The organism is Sphingomonas faeni (assembly GCF_023195535.1).
Classification (GTDB): Bacteria; Pseudomonadota; Alphaproteobacteria; order Sphingomonadales; family Sphingomonadaceae; genus Sphingomonas; species Sphingomonas faeni_B.
The window spans coordinates 209,326-226,885 of the sequence record NZ_JALPNF010000006.1 but is presented as its reverse complement, the minus strand read 5'-3'; the positions used below and the strand labels follow the sequence as shown (position 1 = coordinate 226,885).

Below are 17,560 nucleotides of genomic sequence, written 5' to 3'. Positions count from 1 at the left end.
GCTGCTCGAGCCTATCGGCAACATCCCGCCTGCCGAAGCCGAACACCAATATTATGCTGCCGCAGACAACATCGATATGGCGGCGTGACTCACAACCCAAGGCCTCCGGCAGACCCGGGGCGGTTCATCATCCTTTGCGGGTGTCTTTTAAGGCGTCTCAGCGGGCCATTTATTCTACCACCATACCGGCTTTTTATTTTTTTGATCTATCTACCGCCTGTGATTCCCGTAATTCACGATCGATGTCAGCTGTGTATTGCTGGTGAGCCTTACGCTCGCGCATCAAGTAGGGAAAACGTTCGGCAACATCTTCGTTGGGAAAGCTTGAATCATAGACCGCCTCCCACTCATCGCAAGTTAGCTTTGCTGGTAAAATCAAGACCGCAGAACGCCCCTCCTGCCGGGGAGCAAGTTTTTGCAATAGGGATCGTTGAAGCTTAAACGCCTTTACATCACCTTGAGCAGCTTTCTTTCTCAAGCTTAACAATACTAGCTCGAGGGTCGATTTTCGGCACGATTTACCGTCGATGGTGACCTTGTGACGCTGCATGGCGACACGCTTTGCCATTGTGCGCTGATTGGGAGAACCGCGTGGCCGACCAAGGCGATTGATCGGCTGGCCCTCACCGAACCTGACCCCCCGCGGCCGTTCTATTAGTTCCTCCTCATAAGCGTCAGTAAAGTCGTCTTCGATGAAACCGTCATCCTCGGGCTGCATCGCGAAGCTCCTGTATCCGACAAAGACCGTCATGTTCCAAGGGCCAGGGAGGCGGGCCATAGAGCTTTAAGTTCTGATCCCACTTGTCGGGGTCATAGTCGATAGGGCGGTATATTCGCACACGCCACTCGGCCCCTGTCACCTGCGCCGTGATGATGTCGTAGCGGATGAACTCGTTGATCAGCAGCTCAATGGCCCGCATGTTGCCCTTAATCGCATCGCTTGCGAGTTTACGAAGAGCGAGCTCGTGCGGGTGCATCTTGTAGGCGGCATTACCCTCCCCGACCGTTACCGGCGCGTTGATCAAGGCGTACACATCAATCGCCCCGCTCGCCTTCGTGCGTCGCTTGGGTTGAGGACAGCCCTTGCGAAACTGGCTGTGTTTTGGCGGATTGCCGTATCCGACAGGTTTCTCAGGATCGTCAGCCATGCTGCACCTCCCGGTCGCCGCGAACCTCGTTAAAGGTTTGGCCGGTAGTTTCTAGAACGGCTGTCATCCCTTCCCGACCCGCGCGGGAGATGATCACATCCACATAGAGTGGGTCTAGTTCCATTAGACGCGCGCGCCGTCCCGTGTCCTGGCAGGCCATCAAGGTAGTTCCTGATCCACCGAACGGGTCAAGTATGAGATCACCGCGGTGGCTCGCATCTTTAACCGCTTCGGCGATCATGAGAACGGGTTTGACCGTGGGATGCATCGCTAACGCGTCATCTCGACCGTGACCGAAGCTGTTTGCGCCCGCGAAAGTCCAGACGTTGCTGCGATGACGTCCATCGACGCCGAGATTGACGTTGTTGATGTGAGCGCGACGGCCTTTCTTGTAGATAGCTACAAGTTCATGCTGGCTCCTCATAAAAGAGCCCATCCCCGCGTTGGTCTTGGCCCAAACAGCCAGATTGACGAGGCGATCATAGACCGCCTCGCCCACTGAAAGTACGTCTCCGAGGATGCGCCAATCGCAGAAAACATAGTGTAGCGAGCCCGACCGACTGACCCGCTCCAGCTGGAACATGAATGCTTCAAGAAAGCGCTTAAACTCTTCCCGCGTCATTTCGCCAGATGCAGCGACGAACTCCCGGTGCTTGTTTTTCCCAAGTCCGCTGACATGTCCTTGGATCGGGCAGTTCCAAGGCGGATCAGTGATCACCATGTCGATGCGATCATCTCCAAGTAGCGTTACATACGAGGCTGCGATGGTGGCGTCACCGCAAAGCAACCGGTGGCGATCTCCTATAATCCAGAGGTCTCCCTCGCGAGACACCGCCCGTTCGCGCAAAGCCGGGATTTCGGCTTCCAGCTTCGGCTTTTTGGTCGATCTGTAATCAGCCAAAAGGTCGACTTCTTCAACGTCAAAGCCGGTCACCGAAAGGTCCAGCTCATTGTCGAGCACTTCGATCTCTGCAAAGCTCTTTGCCAGGAGCTCGCGATCCCACGTAGCCAGCTCGGCTGTACGATTGTCGGCGATCATGAAAGCCTTCAGTTCGGCCTTTGTGAGATGATGCAGACAGATTACCGGTATGGTGGCCAGCCCTAGTGCCAATGCTGCCTCAACGCGGCCGTGACCTGCCACGATCTGGTCTTGATCATCGATAAGCACCGGATGAGTTACCCCAAACTGTCTCATGGAGGTCATGATCGCTTGGACTTGCTTCTTACTATGAACGCGCGGATTGTCGCTGCGCGCCTTTAGTTCGCCGGGGGGGCGGAGATGAACTTTATATTCGAGTTGCTTTGTCATTGCGTGTCTCGTCGCCAAGGCGGGTCGAAGCCCGCCAGATAGGTGAGATGGCGCATCCGTCGCTGCACAAACGAGCGAGCTGGATGGCCAACGATGTTTCCGCAGTGACGGCTATCGCGTTGCGCTAACCGCTATGACATCTCGAGGGCATTGCCTCTTAACGACCGGTTCGGTCGACCGACATGTTCGGGCCATTGGCTCCGTGCCTCACCGTCATGCCTCCGCCCCGACTACCCGTCAAGTGATCGCAAAGGTGCAGATTGCGGTAGTTAATTCCCGTGGCTGTTGACCCGAATTCCCTCTCAAAAACCTACTGAAACCGGATGGATCCGGACTACCGGGGCTACTTATCGACGATGCAGATTGCGTTCGCCCCAGTATTTTCCCGCTGAAACGGGAAAATCCTCAAACGGTACTGCCTGCCTTTGGCGCGGAGAAATGGCCTCGGAAAGCCTTGGTTTTGTCTTTCGGCGACAGTCTCCCAGTACGACCGCGTCGCGAAACCACGCAGTTCTGCGCGGCTTTCGAGGTCGCTCGTGCTTTTGAGAGGTAGCGCTGAGACCAGGTGGCGGAGCGGGTGGGATTCGAACCCACGATACGCTTTTGACGTATACTCACTTTCCAGGCGAGCGCCTTCGACCACTCGGCCACCGCTCCGCATTGCTCTGGAAGGGGGTCTGCTAGTGCGGGTTTCGCGTGCGTGCAAGCGATTGCGTGTGCAGACGGGGTCGGGCAGTCTGCGTTCATGATGAATTTGCTGATCGCTGCCGCGTTTGCGCAGGTAGTTCCCGCCGCCGCGACGCTGCCGTCCGATCCTTTGCCGGCTGATTGGGTGGCGGTGCCGGATGACGAACTGCTCGTGTTCACGCTCGCCAATGGCCACCGCGTCACGGTTCGGCTGGCGCCGCGCTATGCGCCCGTGCACGTCGCCAACATCCGCAAGCTCGCCGCTGCGCACTGGTGGGATGTCGGGACGAGCGTGTACCGGGTGCAGGACAATTACGTCGCGCAATGGGGCGATGCGACGGAGAAGAAACCGCTCGCCGCGGGCGTCGTCGCCAACCCGCCGGCGGAGTATTCGCATGCCGGCCCGACCACCGTCGCACGGCTGTCGCTGCGTGATCCTTATGCCGAATGGGCGGGATATAGCCGTGACGGGTGGCCGCTCACAGCCAATGGCGCGACCGAGTGGCTGCCGCATTGCTATGGCATGGTGGGGGTCGCGCGCGATCTGGCACCGAGTACCGGGAGCGGGGCGGAACTCTACACCGTGATCGGCCACTCGCCGCGTGCGCTTGATCGCAACATCGCGGTCGTCGGGCGGGTGATCGACGGGATCGAGTGGCTATCGTCCTTGCCGCGTGGGACCGGCGATCTCGGCTTCTACAAGACCGAGGGCGAACGGAGTCCGATCGTGTCTGCGCGGCTGGCGAGCGACCTGCCGGCGGCCGCGCGACCGCACTTCCAGTATCGCGCGACGGATAATCCGCGGTTCGTCGCCTGGATCGCATCGCGCGAGAACCGGTCGGGGCCGTTTTTCACGGTGTCGGCGGGTGGCGCGGATATCTGTGCCGCGCTGCCGCCGGTGCGCCAAACGCCTTAGCTCACGACCGGGGGCTTGCCGAACAGACCGGCATTATAATCCTCGATCGCGCGCACGATCTCCTCGCGGGTATTCATGACGAAGGGTCCGTGCGAGACGACGGGTTCGTTGATCGGGTCGGCATGACCGTACAGGATCGTCGCGGGGGCTTCGGTCGTCACTGTGATCGTGTTGCCATCGTTGCCGAAAGTGGCGAGGTGATGCGGCTTGATCGGCGTGCCGTTGGCCGATGGCGAGCCAGCGACGACGTAGAAGAAGACTGCGCGGCCGCTTGGCGCCGGCAGGTCGACCTCCGCGCCGGCTTCGAGTTCGACGGTCATCATCGCTACGTTCGTCAGCGATTCGATCGGGCCGCGCTGGTCTTCGAAGCCGCCCGAGATCAGGTTCACTACGCCGCCGTCGACCGGTACCGCGGGAATGTCCTCGCGCTGGAGGCCGGTATAGGCGGGCTTGGCCATTTTGAGCCGGCCGGGGAGGTTGACCCAGAGTTGCAGGATCTCCAGCGGACCGCCGTCGCGCTTGAACGACGTTGGCGAGATTTCCGCGTGGATCAGGCCCGAGCCGGCGGTCATCCACTGGACGCCGCCGGCGCGGATGACGCTTTCGTGGCCGCCGCTGTCGAGATGCGCCATCTCGCCCTTCAGGATGAAGCTGACGGTCTCGAACCCGCGGTGCGGGTGCGGGCCGAACGGCAGGCCGGTGTTGCCGGGGCGATAGGTCTGCGGGCCGTGATGGTTGAGGAACAGGAACGGATCGACCTGCGGCAGGCCCGGCCCCGGTAGCGGGCGGCGGGTGACGAGATCGGCGATGTCGTCGCGCTGCGCCGGATACTGGTTGAGGACCCGCCGCATGTCAGGACGCCTCGCGGTCGGCAGTGGTGGGGCGGGCGATGTCGGCGAGCAGGTCGTCCACGCCGCCGACCAGGAAGTCGAGCGTGCGCTGGTCGGTCAGGCGAGCATCGGCGATCTTCTCGTGCACCGCGCCGACGACGGCTTGGGGACGCAGGACGGTGCGGGCGCCGATCGAGGCCAGCGTCTCGTTGAGTTGCGCGTGCGCACGCGCGCCGCCGACTGCGCCGGGCGACGAGGTGAGCGTGAACACCGGCTTCCCCGTGAGCGTCGCCTTGCCGTGCGGGCGCGAGGCCCAGTCGAGCGCGTTCTTCAGGACGCCGCAGATGCCGTGATTATATTCGGGGGAGGCGATGACGATCCCGTCGGCCGCGCCGATCGCCGCGCGCAGGGCTGCGACCGCGGCGGGGGGCGTGTCGGTGTCGGCGTCCTGATCGTAGAGCGGCACGTCGTTCAGCGGGAAGATTTTCAGCGCTGCCTTGTCGGTGATCGCATCGCCTAGCGTGGTCAGAATCGCGGTGTTGTACGAGCCGCGGCGCAGGCTGCCGGAGATAGCGAGCAGGACGGGAAGAGCCATGGGAATTCCTTTAGCGTATTGAACGATGAATGGATCCTCCCCCGCCAGGGGGAGGTGGCTGGCGCTTGCCAGACGGAGGGGGGGGGTAAGAGAAACCGCTGTGCCGTGTCCTCCCCCTCCGTCACCTTCGGCGCCACCTCCCCCTGGCGGGGGAGGATCGTGAAGCGCCGATGGCCGCCTGACCTCATCAGTTGAAGCGGTAGCCGGAGATTGCGGTTTGCAGGACGCGCTCCCCGTAGACGTGTGCGCCGGGCTGGTCGGAGGCACCGGCGGCGACCATCAGTGGTAGGAGATGCTCTTCGCGGGGATGCGAGAGGCGGCCGGCGGGGGCTTCGGCCCAGTCGGCTAGCGCTGCCGCTCGGGCGGTTGGGTCGGACTCGACCGCGGCGGTGAGCCATTGGTCGAAGGCTTCGGACGGCGCGGTGAAGCGGGGATCGCCGTAACCACGCATGTTGTGGAAGCTCATGCCCGAACCGACGATCAGGACGCCTTCGTCGCGCAGCGGGGCGAGTGCGCGGCCGGCGGTGGCGTGCAGCGCCGGGTCGAGATCGCGGTCGACCGACATTTCGACGACTGGGATATCGGCGTCGGGGAATGCGACCTTCATCGGTATAAAGACGCCGTGACCGAGGCCGCGCGTGGGATCGATGGTCGCGGTCATTCCGGCGCCACGGAGCAGATCGGCGGCGCGGGCTGCCAGCGCGGGATCGCCGGGGGCGTCGTAGCGCAGTTCGTAGGTGTGCTGGGGGAAGCCGCCGTAGTCGTAGATCAGCGGCGGGGTGGCAGCACCGGTGAAGGCGAAGCCGCGCGTTTCCCAGTGGCCGGATACGACCAGGATCGCCTTGGGCTTTTCGGGCAGCGAGGCGGCGATCGATCGGAGGTACGCGGCCATGCCGGTCCAATTGCCCGCCGGGTCGTCCATGAAGAAACAGGGCCCGCCACCGTGCGGGATGAAGAGGCTTGGCTGGCGGGTGTTTGTCATGGTCTGGAGGTAGGCGGGGGCGGGGACGATCGGAAGGCCGCGAATGGCAACGCTGCGTTGCCGGTTGGCGTGGCGGTCATGTCCAGTAGAGGATACGGGCCTGCGGGAGCTTGGCGGCGATCTCGTCCTGGAAGAAGCTGCGGAGCGCGCGCATCGTTTCGGCGTCGTAGACGTATTTTACGGAGCCGAACTTTGTGCGTTTCTCGGTGCGGTTGGCCATGCTGAGGTCGAGTGACGAGCCGGGGTACCAGGTTTCGAGCACCGCCTTCGATCCGGGGGTGTAGCGGTGGGTTATCAGCTCGATCGTCACGTCGGGCACGTCGGCGAGCATCCTGCCCGCCTCCGCCAGCAAGTCGCCATATGCTTCGCGCCAGCCTTCGGCGGCGATGATCGGGGCGACGGTCAGGCCTATCTTGTAGCCGGCGTCCGCCATTCTGCGCAGCGCCACCAGTCGCGCGGCGACGGGGCTCGTGCCGCCTTCGAAGCGTGCATAGGCGGTGGGGTTGATAGAGGCGCGCATGCGGGTGCGGCCGCGGTGATCGAGCGCCAACAGTGGCTCTACCGCGTCGAACTTCGTTGTGAAGCGGAGTTGCACGTCCGCTTCCCACGCGCCGAAATGCGCGATCAGCGCGGACAGCGATCCGGTGACGTGCTCGATGCCGAGCGGGTCGGTGTAGCAGGAGGCCTCGAACGTCGTGCCCTCGTGCGCGCGGGCGGTCGAGCGCGACGTGACGGTACCCTGCCCGAGATGCGCGGGAAGTTCTGCGAGGATCTCAGGCAGGTTCGCGTAGACTCGCGTGATCGGCGGGCCTTTGAGCGAGCCGGCGAGGTAGCAATAGCCGCAATGCGCGGGGCAGCCCTCGGCGAGGTCGATCCGCCAGTCCGCGCTGGGGGCGATTGGCTGGAGCTTGCGCTTCGACGGCGGCGCGACGACCAGCGCCAGCGTGGCCTTGGCTTCGGCATAGGCGCGGCGGGAATCGTCGGGGAAGTCGAGTTTGATGCGGTCGCTCGGCAGCGTTGTGACCGGTACGCCGAGGGCAGTTGCACGCGCGGCAATCTCGGCACCGTGTTCCCAGGTCAGCGCGGATGGGGTCGCCAGCAGGCGGCGGGGTTGCCAGAGTTTTTGGAAGCGCATCGGGGAACAACGCTGGCCATCGCCGATGCGTTGCCGTTATTTGACGGGACGCTTCTCGAGTTTCCGCGCGAGCGTGCGGCGGTGCATGCCGAGGCGGCGCGCGGTCTCGGAGATGTTGAAGTCGGTTTCGGCGAGCGTGGTGTGGATCCGCTCCCATTCGAGCGTCTTGATCGAGGTCGGGCGTTCGGACAGTTCGGTGTCGACGACGCCATCGGTGCGATCGAACGCAGCTTCGATGTCGTCGGTGTTCGAGGGTTTTACGAGATAGTGGGAGGCGCCGAGCTTGATCGCCTCGACCGCGGTGGCGATGCTGGCGAAGCCGGTGAGGACGACGACGATGATGTCGGGATCATGCGCGTGGAGCGTCTGGACGCAGACGAGGCCCGACGCGCCGCCGAGCTTCAGGTCGACCACCGCATAGCGCGGCGTGCGCTCCGCGAGTTGCTCGACGAGCTCCTCGTGGCTGGCGGCCTGCATCACTTCGTAGCCGCGGCGTTCGAACGAGCGGCGAAGCGTGCGGGCGAATGTCTCGTCGTCCTCGACGATCGCGAGCAGGGCGGGTTCGCTCATGCCGTAGTCCTCATGAGAGCGCGATCGCCGAGAGAGGCATGCTGATCGTGACTTCCGCGCCGCCGTCGTCGCAGTTCACGACGGACACGCCGCCGCCGAGCTTGCGCATGACGTTGACCGCGAGGAACAGGCCGAGGCCGTGGCCGGGTTCGCGCTTGCTCGACTGATAGGGTTTGCCGAAGCTTGCGAGCCGCTCGGCGCTGAAGCCGGGGCCGCGGTCGCGGACGATCAGGGCGAGGTCGCCATCGCTGCGTTCACCGCGGAATGCGACCCAGTGCGGCGAGGCTTCGGCGGCGTTGTCGAGCACGTTGGCGATCACCTGTTTGAGCGCGGGGTCGGAGACGACCTGCGGATCGTCGCCGACTCGCGTGGTGTAGTCGAAATCGACCGAGGGGTGAACGGCGCGCCATTCGTCGACGATCGCGTCGAGGAACTGGTGGAGCGGCATGATCTCGGGCGCTTCGCCGCGCGCTTCGCCGGCGGATAGCAGGATCCCAGTAACGATCGCCTTGCAGCGCTGGACCTCGGACTGCATCTCGACGATCTCGGCCTGGAGGTCGGCGTCATGCGCGAGGGTCGGCATGCGGCGCCAGTCGGCGAGGATCACGGCGATCGATGCCAATGGCGTGCCGAGTTCGTGCGCGGCGCCGGAAGCCAATAGGCCCATGCGGACGATGTGGTCCTCCTCCGCGGCCTGCTGGCGCAGGTCGGCTAGGCGCGTATCGCGGGCGCGCAAATTGCCGGTGATGCGGGCCATGAAGAGCATCAGCAGCGTCGCGATCAGCATGAAGCAAAGCAGCGAGCCGATCGTGTAGAGCAGGAAATACTCGCCGCTGTAGTCTGGAGGCAGGATCAGCGGGTGATAATAGAGCGTGAGCAGGCCGAAGCAGGCGGCGGTGACGACGACGATCGCCCAGCTCGACCAGCGATCGAGCAGCACTGCGCCGAGCACAACGTGGAGCAGGTAAAGCGAAATGAACGGGTTGGTCGCACCACCCGCCAGATAGAGCTGCGTGGTGAGCAGGCCGACGTCGAACAGCAGCGCCAACAGGAGCTGGATGTTCGCACCCTTGCGCCAGCCATAGAGCGGCATGCTGGCGATGTTGAGGCCGACCGCGGCGGCGAGCGCGGCCATCATCGGGACGAGCGGGAGGTCGAAGCCGAGACCGAACCGCGCGAACAATATCGTGACGAACTGGCCGGCGACCGCGATCCAGCGCAGCGTCACGAGCTGACGCATGTTGGCGTTGCCGGTCGCGTCGGTGCGCGCGGTGGCAAGGGCGAGCCAGCGTTGCCAGCCCTGGCGTGCGCCTGCGGAGGTCATGCCTCCTCTCGCCGCTTGCGTGCATCCTGGCGAACGAACACGACGAACGCGACGATGGTCATTGCGGCAAGCGCGAACCAGGTGAGCATGTAGACGAGGTGATTGTTCGGGAAGGCGATGATCGTCAGGCCGCCGACCGGGGCGCCCGCGCCGGATTTGTCCGCATCGACGAAATAAGGCGCGACGTTCGAGAGACCTCGGGCCTTGGCGATCGCGGCGACATCACGCGAATACCATTTGTCGGTCGCGGGATCGTTGCTGCGGAGGAAGCCGCCGTTGGGCTCGGTGATGCGGAGATAGCCGGTGATCGTGACCTGGCCGGTCGGCTTGGCATGCGCAACGCGCTGCTCGGGCGAGACATAGCCGCGGTTGACCAGGACGGTGAAGCCCTCGCGCGTCCGCAAGGGCGTGACGACCCAATAGCCGCTGCCGAGCGCGGTAGCGGCGCGCACCAGCGTCTCACGGGTATTGTCGAGAACGCCGTCGAGCCGGATGCGGCGATAGGCGTCGGTGGTGGCGGTGATCGCGCCCCAGGAAGCGGGGCCTGGTGGCGCGACCGGCACGGCATGCGCGCGGGCCGCGACCTGTTCGATCAGGTTGAGCTTCCAGGCGCGGCGCTCGACCTGCCAGATGCCGAGCGCCATGAACCCGGCGAACAGCAGCAGCGCGACCAGGCCTGCGACATAGACGGCAGGGCCCGGTCGCGTCTTCATCACATGTCTGCCGCGGCCTGCATCGGCATCATGTTCGTGTTCATGTGGTACATCACCCAGATCGATCCGCTGAGCGTGATGACGACCAGGATGATCGTGAAGATCAGCGCCATCATCGTCCAGCCGCCCTCCGACTTGCCGCTCATGTGCAGGAAGTAGATCATGTGGACGACGATCTGCGCGACCGCGAACACCATCACGACGAGGGCTGCGGTCGACGGATCCTTGAACGCGTCGGTCATGACGATCCAGAACGGGATCGCGGTCAGGATGACCGAGAGGAAGAACCCCTTGATGTAGCTGCCGCGGGTGCCGTGCGAGGCGTGATCGCCATGGCCGTGATCGCCATGGTCCGCGTGTGCGTCGTGCGCGTGGGTGTCGCTCATCGTAGGGTGCCCATCAGATAGACGAAGGTGAAGACGCCGATCCAGATGACGTCGAGGAAATGCCAGAACATGCTGAGGCACATCAGGCGACGCTTGTTGGCGGCGATCAGACCGTGCTTCTGGACCTGGACCATCAGCGTGACGAGCCAGATCAGGCCCATCGTGACGTGAAGGCCGTGCGTGCCGACCAGCGTGAAGAACGACGACAGGAACGCGCTACGGGTCGGGCCCGCACCCTCATGGATGAGGGTGGCGAACTCGTACATTTCGATCGACAGGAACGCGAGGCCGAACAGACCGGTGAAGACCAGCCACATCTGCATGACGCGCTGGCGGCCCTCCTCCATCGACAGCATCGCGAAGCCGTAGGTGATCGACGAGAACAGCAGCATCGCGGTGTTTACCGCCACCAGCGGCAGCTCGAAGATCTCCTTCGGGCTGGGGCCGCCGGCATAGCTGTTGCCGAGCACGGCGTACGCCGCGAACAGCACCGCGAAGATGAGGCAATCGCTCATCAGGTACATCCAGAAGCCCAGCATCGTGCTGCCGCCATCGGGATGCTCGTGCTCGTCTAGGTCATAGAACGAGACCGGTTTGGTCTCGTTCAGACCGTCCTTCATCGGTATTGCGGACATCGCGTCAGGCTCCCTGGATCGCGAGCTGGCGGGTGCGCGCGTCCTCGCTGGCGATCACGTCCTCGACCGGGATGTGATAGTCGCGCTTGTAGTTGAAGGTGTGGAAAATGGTGGTGCCGAAGATGCCGGCGAGCGCCAGCCCTGCGAGCCACCAGACGTACCAGATCATCGCAAACCCGAACGCCACGCTGAGGCCGGCGAGCACGACGCCCGTGCCGGTGCCGCTAGGCATGTGGATCGACTTGAAGCCACTGACCGGACGGACCGCCTTGCGCTCCTTCATGTCGTACCAGGCGTCCAGGTCGTGGACGATCGGCGTGAACGCGAAGTTATACTCCGGCGGCGGCGACGAGGTCGCCCACTCAAGCGTGCGGCCGTTCCACGGATCGCCCGTGAGGTCGGCAAGCTTCTCGCGGTTCCGGATGCTGACGAAGATCTGCATCAGGAAGGCACCGATACCGGCGGCGATCAGCGCTGCACCAAAGGCGGCGATGACGAACCAGATCTGCAGGTTCGGATCGTCGAAATAGCGCATCCGGCGGGTCACGCCCATCAGGCCGAGCACGTAGAGCGGCATGAAGGCGAAGTAGAAGCCCACGACCCAGCACCAGAACGAGATCTTGCCCCACGTCTCGTTCAGCTTGAAGCCGAACGCCTTCGGAAACCAGTAGTTGATGCCCGCGAACATGCCGAACAGCGTCCCGCCGATGATCACGTTATGGAAATGCGCGACCAGGAACAGCGAGTTGTGGAGCACGAAGTCGGCAGGCGGTACGGCGAGCAGGACGCCGGTCATGCCGCCGATCGTGAAGGTCACCATGAAGGCGATCGTCCACATCATCGGCAGTTCGAACCGGATCCGCCCCTTGTACATCGTGAACAGCCAGTTGAAGATCTTGGCCCCGGTCGGGATCGAGATGATCATCGTGGTGATGCCGAAGAACGAGTTCACGCTCGCGCCCGACCCCATCGTGAAGAAGTGGTGCAGCCAGACGAGATAGGCGAGGATCGTGATGACGAGCGTCGCATAGACCATCGAGCTATAGCCGAAGAGGCGCTTGCCCGAGAAGGTCGAGGTGACTTCCGAGAAGATGCCGAACGCCGGCAGGACCAGGATGTAGACCTCCGGGTGACCCCAGATCCAGATCAGGTTGACGTACATCATCGGGTTGCCGCCCGAGTCGTTCGTGAAGAACGCGGTGCCGATGTAACGGTCGAGCGACAGCATCGCGAGAACCGCGGTCAGCACCGGGAAGGCGGCGACGATCAGGATGTTGGTGCAGAGCGACGTCCAGGTGAAGATCGGCATCTTCATCATGGTCATGCCGGGCGCGCGCATCTTGACGATGGTCGCGACCAGATTGACGCCGGACAGCAAGGTTCCGATGCCGGCGATCTGCAACGCCCAGATATAGTAATCGACACCGACGTCCGGCGAGTACGCCAACCCTGAGAGGGGCGGCATCGCGAGCCAGCCGGTCCGCGCGAACTCACCGATGAACAGCGACATCATGACGATCACGGCACCCGCCGCGGTCATCCAGAAGCTGAAATTGTTGAGGAACGGGAACGACACGTCGCGCGCACCGATCTGGAGCGGGACGACATAGTTCATCAGGCCCGTGACCAGCGGCATCGCCACGAAGAAGATCATGATCACGCCGTGCGCGGTGAAGACCTGGTCGTAGTGATGCGCGGTCAGGTACCCTTCGGACCCGTTGAACGCCATCGCCTGCTGCGCGCGCATCATGATCGCGTCGGAGAACCCGCGCAGCAGCATGACGATCGCCAGGATGATGTACATGATGCCGATCTTCTTGTGATCGACGCTGGTGAACCACTGGTTCCACAGATAGCCCCAGACCTTGAAATAGGTCAGTGCCGCGACGAGGCCTGCGCCACCGATCGCCACCATCGCAAAGGTGGCGACGACGATCGGTTCGTGCAGCGGCAGCGACTCCAGGGTCAGGCGGCCGAAGATTGTCTTCAACAGAGTGTCGTTCATGATGGTTCTCTAGCCGTTCGCGACGGGGCGCGTGCCCGGCATGGTGGAGGGGGACAACCCATTCTTCTTGGGCATCAACATCGTGTGATTGCGGTTCGATACCGATCCGGGCGCATTGTTCGCGCCGTCCTGTTTTATGTCGGCGGGCGCGGTCCAATGCTGGCCGCTACCCTTTTCGTCGGCGTCCTTCAGCAGGGCGCCTTCGACCCGCTCGGACGAAGCCTGCGGACCCTTGCCGCCATTGACGCCCGGCATCGCCATGCCGGCATGCGAGTCCCCCCCGCCTTTGCCGCCGTGCATCATCTGCGACATGCAGACCTTGCCGGGCTGTACGCACTGTTCGACGACCAGCTTGAACATGTCCGGCGCGACCGCATTGTAATAGCGGACCGGGACCTTCTCGCTCGGCTTCTCCAGCTGGAGATAGCTCGCACGGTTCAAACCACCGCCACGCTGCTTGACCTGGTTGATCCAGGCATCGAAGCCCGCGTCGCTGACGCCGTGGAAGCGGAAGCGCATGCCCGAAAAGCCTGCGCCGCTATAGTTGGACGAGAAGCCCTCGTAATTGCCGGGCTTGTTGATGACTGCGTTCAGCGTCGTCTGCATGCCGGGCATCGTATAGATCATGCCGGCGAGCGCAGGGATGTAGAACGCGTTCATCACCGACGACGAGGTCATCTGGAAGCGGATCGGGCGATCGACCGGCGCGGCCAGTTCGTTGACCGTGGCGATCCCGTATTCCGGATAGATGAACAGCCACTTCCAATCGAGCGCGACGACCTGCACCTCGAGCGGCTTGCCGACGCCGTTGGCGAGTTGCTGCTTGTCGACCAGGTTGCCCACCGGCACATTGTTCGCGAGCGTCGGCGTATCCGGCTTGATCCGGCCGAGCGGACGATACGGATCGAGCAGATGCGTGCTGGTCCAGGTCAGCGCGCCGAGCGCGATGATGATCAGCAGCGGCACACCCCAGATCAGCAGCTCGAGGCCGACCGAGTGATCCCAGTTGGGCTCGTACTTGGCGGCCGTGTTCGCTTGGCGATAGCGGAACGCGAAGAACAGGGTCAAAAAGATCACCGGAACGATGATCAGCAGCATCAGCCCGGTCGCGATCAGCACGAGGTCTCGCTGCTGCACTGCGATATCGCCAGCAGGCGACATCACGACCCAGTCGCAACCGCTGGTGAGCAATGCCAAGGGCATGGCAACCAACCATTTTCGAGCCGAGATTTTGGTACGGGAAAGCTGTGTCACGACGGTCATGCGGTCCCCCTACGCCTCGATTGCGCCGCACTACAGTGGACAATTTGTCCAATGGGCGCTGCACTGCAACATCGGCATGGCTTTATCGGTATCAGGGATAGCATAGATTACCCCTGCCCGCATCCGCCGGAACGGCGTATCACCGGGGTATCATCGGGTCCGCGCCCTGAAGAGCGAGTTGAAGAATGAGTGCAAACACAATTCCCGAGACGAGCTTCGAAGCCGACGCTCGCAGTATCCACAGCGACGGCGAGCACGTCACGCCTGGCGTGATCGCGATCGGCGTGGTGATCGGCCGCACCTCGGAATTCTTCGACTTCTTCGTCTACGCGATCGCCTCGGTGCTGGTGTTCCCGACCCTGGTGTTCCCGTATGTCGACCGGTTGCAGGGCACGCTCTATTCGTTCGCGGTGTTCGCGCTGGCGTTCATCGCCCGCCCGATCGGCTCGATCATCTTCATCGCGGTCGATCGCGCCTATGGCCGCAGCGTCAAGTTGACGATGTCGCTGTTCCTGCTGGGCACCTCGACCGTCGCGATGGGGTTCATCCCCAGCTACGACTCGGTCGGCAACTGGTCGGTCGCGATCCTTGCGTTGCTCCGGATCGGCCAAGGCATCGCGCTCGGCGGCGCCTGGGACGGCCTCGCCTCGCTGCTGTCGCTCAACTCGCCGGAGAAGCATCGCGGCTGGTATGCGATGCTGCCGCAGCTGGGCGCGCCGATCGGACTGCTGGTCGCCAGCGGGCTGTTCGCATTCTTCGTGGCCGCGCTGCCGACCGAGGATTTCTTCGCCTGGGGCTGGCGCTATCCGTTCTTCGTGGCGTTCGCGATCAACGTCGTCGCGCTGTTCGCCCGCCTTCGCCTGGTCGTGACGCCAGAATTCGAAGAGATGTATGCCAAGCGCGAGCTCGAGCCGGCACCGGTGGTCGAGACCGTGCAGTCGCAGTGGAAGGCGATCTGGCTCGGCTCGTTCGTGCCGCTCGCCAGCTTCGCGCTGTTCCATATGGTGACGGTGTTCCCGCTGTCGTGGGTCGTGCTGTTCACGCGTGAGGCACCGGCGCGCTTCCTGGTGGTCGAGGTGATCGGCGCGGTGATCGGGATCGGCGCGATGCTGGTCTCGGGGCTTCTCGCGGACCGGTTCGGCCGTCGCACGATGCTGGGGACGATCGCGGTGCTGATCGCGCTGTTCGCGATCGCAGCACCGTCGCTGCTCGACGGCGGAGAGACCGGCGAGCGCCTGTTCATGGGGATCGGCTTCCTGCTGTTCGGTCTGTCGTTCGGCCAGTCCTCGGGCGCGATCGCGTCGAGCCTGTCGCCGCAGCATCGCTACACGGGCTCGGCGCTGACGACCGATCTCGCCTGGCTGTTCGGTGCGGGCTTCGCCCCGCTGGCGGCGCTGCTACTGACGAGCAAGCTGGGGCTGGCGGCGAGCGGCGCGTATCTGTTCTCGGGCGCGGTGTTCACGCTGATCGCGCTGGGTCTGAACAAGCAGCTGGCGAAGCGGGACATCGCGCGGTGAGGTTTGGCGCGACTAGCCTTCCCCTCTACCACCCCGGCGCAGGCCGGGGTGGTAGAGGGGAACCGTGCTAACTGAGCACAGCACCCCGTTACCATGGCCTCGCCAATTGGGCCCCGGCCTTCGCCGGGGTGGTTGCGATTGGCATATCTTCAGGCACAGCCACAACCGTCACCCCAGCGAAAGCTGGGGTATTTCTGTTGGCGGACGCCGCGACCCGGAAGGGGGGAGATCCCAGCTTTCGCTGGGATGACGGTCAGCCGGCGAACGCTGGAATGACGGTGAGGGCAGTCAGGCCCGCCGACGATCCAGCGTCCACGACAGCGCCCAGATCGCAAACCCGCCGAGCGCCAGCGCCGTCCCGACCCAGCCGGTCGACGGCAGCCCATACCCACCCGCGATCGCCAGTCCGCCAAGCCAAGGCCCGAGCGCGTTCGCGGTGTTGAACGCGGAGTGGTTGAGCGCGGCGGCCAGCGTCTGCGCCTCTTCCGCGATATCCATCAGCCGGGTCTGGAGGATCGTCGACAGGCCTCCGCCGCAACCGATCAGCACCACCACCGGCAACATCGCCCAGAGGTGCGGCGTGGCTGGCGCGTAGAGCGCGAGCGCCCCTGCCCCGAACAACAGCGTGATTCCCGCCGCCGGCATCAGTGCGACGTCCGCGGCCTTGGCGCAAACCAGCGTGCCGATCGTCAGGCCGACGCCGAACAGCGCGAACGCTACGGGGGTGAAGGCGGACGACACGCCGGTGACGTCGGTCAGTGTCGAGGCAAGGTAGGTGTAGACGCAGAAAATTCCGCCGAACCCGACCGCCCCGATCGCCAGCGTCAGCCAGACCTGCCCGTTGCGCAGTGCCGCGAGCTCGCCCAGCGGGCTGGCATCCTTCGCAGGCCGCAGAACCGGCGCGAACTTGAACAGCATCACCACCGTCGCCGCGGCGATGATCGCGACGATCCCGAAGCCCCAGCGCCAGCCGAACCACTGGCCGATCCCGTTGGCGAGCGGCACCCCCGCGATCGTCGCGACCGTCAGCCCGAGCATCATCCGCGACACCGCCCGCGACCGCTTCTCGCGCGGCACCATCGAGGCCGCGACCAGCGACCCGATCCCGAAATACGCGCCGTGCGGCAGGCCGCTGAGAAACCGACAGAGCAGCATGAGATGATAGGTCGGCGCCATCGCGGACAGCCCGTTGGCGAGCCCGAGAAACGTCATCAACCCGATCAGCAACGTCCGCCGCTCGATCTTTGCCGCGAGCACCGCGATGGTCGGCGCGCCGACGACGACACCGAGCGCATAGGCGCTGATGACATGCCCCGCGGTCGGCTCGTCGATCCCGAGCCCCCGCGCGAACTGCGGCAGCAGGCTCATCGCGGCGAATTCTGTGGTGCCGATCGCGAACCCGCCGACGGCCAACGCAAGAAGTGCCAGCCGTGCATTGACGGGCGGCGGGGTAGAAACGGAGTGGGCGCTGTCGATCATGCGGTTCATTTCGCAGGTGCAGCATAAGGCTTCAAGCCGTCGGTACCCGACCAAATCTCAGCCGCG

At 63.9% G+C, this 17,560-nt stretch carries 17 protein-coding genes and 1 tRNA gene; 2 read left to right on the top strand and 16 right to left on the bottom strand.

The window, feature by feature from the left end; genetic code table 11:
* Positions 1-193 precede the first annotated feature (193 nt).
* The 4 genes from SPHN_RS13295 to SPHN_RS13280 all read right to left on the bottom strand — a co-directional run bounded on the left by SPHN_RS13295 (position 194) and on the right by SPHN_RS13280 (position 3,114).
* Complete coding sequence (locus SPHN_RS13295) at positions 194-718, bottom strand: DUF5681 domain-containing protein (protein ID WP_248524022.1); 525 nt, start codon at positions 716-718, stop codon at positions 194-196.
* Positions 702-1,148, bottom strand: coding sequence for a DUF5681 domain-containing protein (locus tag SPHN_RS13290; RefSeq protein ID WP_248524020.1), 447 nt, complete (start codon positions 1,146-1,148; stop codon positions 702-704). The genes SPHN_RS13295 and SPHN_RS13290 overlap by 17 nt, the downstream gene beginning before the upstream one ends.
* Complete coding sequence (locus tag SPHN_RS13285) at positions 1,141-2,457, bottom strand: site-specific DNA-methyltransferase (RefSeq protein WP_248524017.1); 1,317 nt, start codon at positions 2,455-2,457, stop codon at positions 1,141-1,143. The genes SPHN_RS13290 and SPHN_RS13285 overlap by 8 nt, the downstream gene beginning before the upstream one ends.
* 566 nt (positions 2,458-3,023) lie before the next feature.
* Positions 3,024-3,114, bottom strand: a tRNA-Ser gene (locus SPHN_RS13280).
* Positions 3,115-3,202: 88 nt separating this feature from the next.
* Here SPHN_RS13280 and SPHN_RS13275 point away from each other — a divergent pair.
* Positions 3,203-4,060 (top strand): peptidylprolyl isomerase, encoded by an 858-nt coding sequence (locus SPHN_RS13275; RefSeq protein ID WP_248524015.1) that lies wholly within the window; start codon positions 3,203-3,205, stop codon positions 4,058-4,060.
* On the opposite strand, the gene SPHN_RS13270 is transcribed toward SPHN_RS13275, so the two are convergent.
* The 11 genes from SPHN_RS13270 to SPHN_RS13220 form a co-directional block, all read right to left on the bottom strand.
* Positions 4,057-4,911 (bottom strand): pirin family protein, encoded by an 855-nt coding sequence (locus tag SPHN_RS13270; protein WP_248524013.1) that lies wholly within the window; start codon positions 4,909-4,911, stop codon positions 4,057-4,059. The two genes, SPHN_RS13275 and SPHN_RS13270, sit on opposite strands and share 4 nt — an antisense overlap.
* A 1-nt stretch (position 4,912) precedes the next feature.
* The gene (locus tag SPHN_RS13265; RefSeq protein WP_248524011.1) at positions 4,913-5,485 is read right to left on the bottom strand and encodes an NADPH-dependent FMN reductase; all 573 of its coding nucleotides are present in this window, start codon (positions 5,483-5,485) and stop codon (positions 4,913-4,915) included.
* Between the two features lie 187 nt (positions 5,486-5,672).
* Positions 5,673-6,467: a DODA-type extradiol aromatic ring-opening family dioxygenase gene (locus tag SPHN_RS13260; protein ID WP_248524009.1), complete on the bottom strand. Its 795-nt coding sequence runs from the start codon at positions 6,465-6,467 to the stop codon at positions 5,673-5,675.
* Positions 6,468-6,543: 76 nt separating this feature from the next.
* The gene (locus tag SPHN_RS13255) at positions 6,544-7,602 is read right to left on the bottom strand and encodes a spore photoproduct lyase family protein (RefSeq protein ID WP_248524008.1); all 1,059 of its coding nucleotides are present in this window, start codon (positions 7,600-7,602) and stop codon (positions 6,544-6,546) included.
* A 36-nt stretch (positions 7,603-7,638) separates the two neighbouring features.
* On the bottom strand, positions 7,639-8,172 hold the full coding sequence (locus SPHN_RS13250; protein ID WP_187503679.1) for a response regulator transcription factor: 534 nt from the start codon (positions 8,170-8,172) through the stop codon (positions 7,639-7,641).
* 10 nt (positions 8,173-8,182) lie between these two features.
* Positions 8,183-9,496 (bottom strand): ATP-binding protein, encoded by a 1,314-nt coding sequence (locus SPHN_RS13245; RefSeq protein WP_248524006.1) that lies wholly within the window; start codon positions 9,494-9,496, stop codon positions 8,183-8,185.
* Entirely contained in the window at positions 9,493-10,209 is a 717-nt protein-coding gene (locus SPHN_RS13240; protein WP_248524004.1) for an SURF1 family protein, read from the bottom strand. Before SPHN_RS13240 ends, SPHN_RS13245 begins: the two co-directional genes overlap by 4 nt.
* Positions 10,209-10,595: a cytochrome o ubiquinol oxidase subunit IV gene (gene cyoD / locus SPHN_RS13235; RefSeq protein WP_187503676.1), complete on the bottom strand. Its 387-nt coding sequence runs from the start codon at positions 10,593-10,595 to the stop codon at positions 10,209-10,211. The genes SPHN_RS13240 and cyoD overlap by 1 nt, the downstream gene beginning before the upstream one ends.
* Positions 10,592-11,230, bottom strand: a complete 639-nt coding sequence (gene cyoC / locus SPHN_RS13230) for a cytochrome o ubiquinol oxidase subunit III (RefSeq protein WP_248524002.1) — start codon at positions 11,228-11,230, stop codon at positions 10,592-10,594. The genes cyoD and cyoC overlap by 4 nt, the downstream gene beginning before the upstream one ends.
* 4 nt (positions 11,231-11,234) lie before the next feature.
* Positions 11,235-13,235, bottom strand: coding sequence for a cytochrome o ubiquinol oxidase subunit I (gene cyoB / locus SPHN_RS13225; RefSeq protein ID WP_248524000.1), 2,001 nt, complete (start codon positions 13,233-13,235; stop codon positions 11,235-11,237).
* 9 nt (positions 13,236-13,244) lie between these two features.
* Complete coding sequence (locus tag SPHN_RS13220; protein WP_432715091.1) at positions 13,245-14,498, bottom strand: COX aromatic rich motif-containing protein; 1,254 nt, start codon at positions 14,496-14,498, stop codon at positions 13,245-13,247.
* A 185-nt stretch (positions 14,499-14,683) separates the two neighbouring features.
* Between SPHN_RS13220 and SPHN_RS13215 the strand changes: the two genes are divergently transcribed.
* A complete protein-coding gene (locus SPHN_RS13215; RefSeq protein WP_248523999.1) occupies positions 14,684-16,015 on the top strand; it encodes an MFS transporter in 1,332 nt (443 codons plus the stop codon).
* Between the two features lie 288 nt (positions 16,016-16,303).
* On the opposite strand, the gene SPHN_RS13210 is transcribed toward SPHN_RS13215, so the two are convergent.
* Positions 16,304-17,494, bottom strand: a complete 1,191-nt coding sequence (locus SPHN_RS13210; RefSeq protein WP_248523997.1) for an MFS transporter — start codon at positions 17,492-17,494, stop codon at positions 16,304-16,306.
* Positions 17,495-17,560: the final 66 nt, after the last annotated feature.

Coding starts and splice junctions, on each gene's coding strand:
- SPHN_RS13215 (WP_248523999.1), top strand. CDS start 14,684: ATGAGTGCAAACACAATTCCCGAGACGAGCTTCGAAGCCGACGCTCGC.
- SPHN_RS13255 (WP_248524008.1), bottom strand. CDS start 7,602: ATGCGCTTCCAAAAACTCTGGCAACCCCGCCGCCTGCTGGCGACCCCA.
- SPHN_RS13245 (WP_248524006.1), bottom strand. CDS start 9,496: ATGACCTCCGCAGGCGCACGCCAGGGCTGGCAACGCTGGCTCGCCCTT.
- SPHN_RS13285 (WP_248524017.1), bottom strand. CDS start 2,457: ATGACAAAGCAACTCGAATATAAAGTTCATCTCCGCCCCCCCGGCGAA.
- cyoC (WP_248524002.1), bottom strand. CDS start 11,230: ATGTCCGCAATACCGATGAAGGACGGTCTGAACGAGACCAAACCGGTC.
- SPHN_RS13275 (WP_248524015.1), top strand. CDS start 3,203: ATGATGAATTTGCTGATCGCTGCCGCGTTTGCGCAGGTAGTTCCCGCC.
- SPHN_RS13270 (WP_248524013.1), bottom strand. CDS start 4,911: ATGCGGCGGGTCCTCAACCAGTATCCGGCGCAGCGCGACGACATCGCC.
- SPHN_RS13290 (WP_248524020.1), bottom strand. CDS start 1,148: ATGGCTGACGATCCTGAGAAACCTGTCGGATACGGCAATCCGCCAAAA.
- SPHN_RS13220 (WP_432715091.1), bottom strand. CDS start 14,498: ATGACCGTCGTGACACAGCTTTCCCGTACCAAAATCTCGGCTCGAAAA.
- cyoB (WP_248524000.1), bottom strand. CDS start 13,235: ATGAACGACACTCTGTTGAAGACAATCTTCGGCCGCCTGACCCTGGAG.
- SPHN_RS13240 (WP_248524004.1), bottom strand. CDS start 10,209: ATGAAGACGCGACCGGGCCCTGCCGTCTATGTCGCAGGCCTGGTCGCG.
- SPHN_RS13260 (WP_248524009.1), bottom strand. CDS start 6,467: ATGACAAACACCCGCCAGCCAAGCCTCTTCATCCCGCACGGTGGCGGG.
- SPHN_RS13210 (WP_248523997.1), bottom strand. CDS start 17,494: ATGATCGACAGCGCCCACTCCGTTTCTACCCCGCCGCCCGTCAATGCA.
- SPHN_RS13295 (WP_248524022.1), bottom strand. CDS start 718: ATGCAGCCCGAGGATGACGGTTTCATCGAAGACGACTTTACTGACGCT.
- cyoD (WP_187503676.1), bottom strand. CDS start 10,595: ATGAGCGACACCCACGCGCACGACGCACACGCGGACCATGGCGATCAC.
- SPHN_RS13250 (WP_187503679.1), bottom strand. CDS start 8,172: ATGAGCGAACCCGCCCTGCTCGCGATCGTCGAGGACGACGAGACATTC.
- SPHN_RS13265 (WP_248524011.1), bottom strand. CDS start 5,485: ATGGCTCTTCCCGTCCTGCTCGCTATCTCCGGCAGCCTGCGCCGCGGC.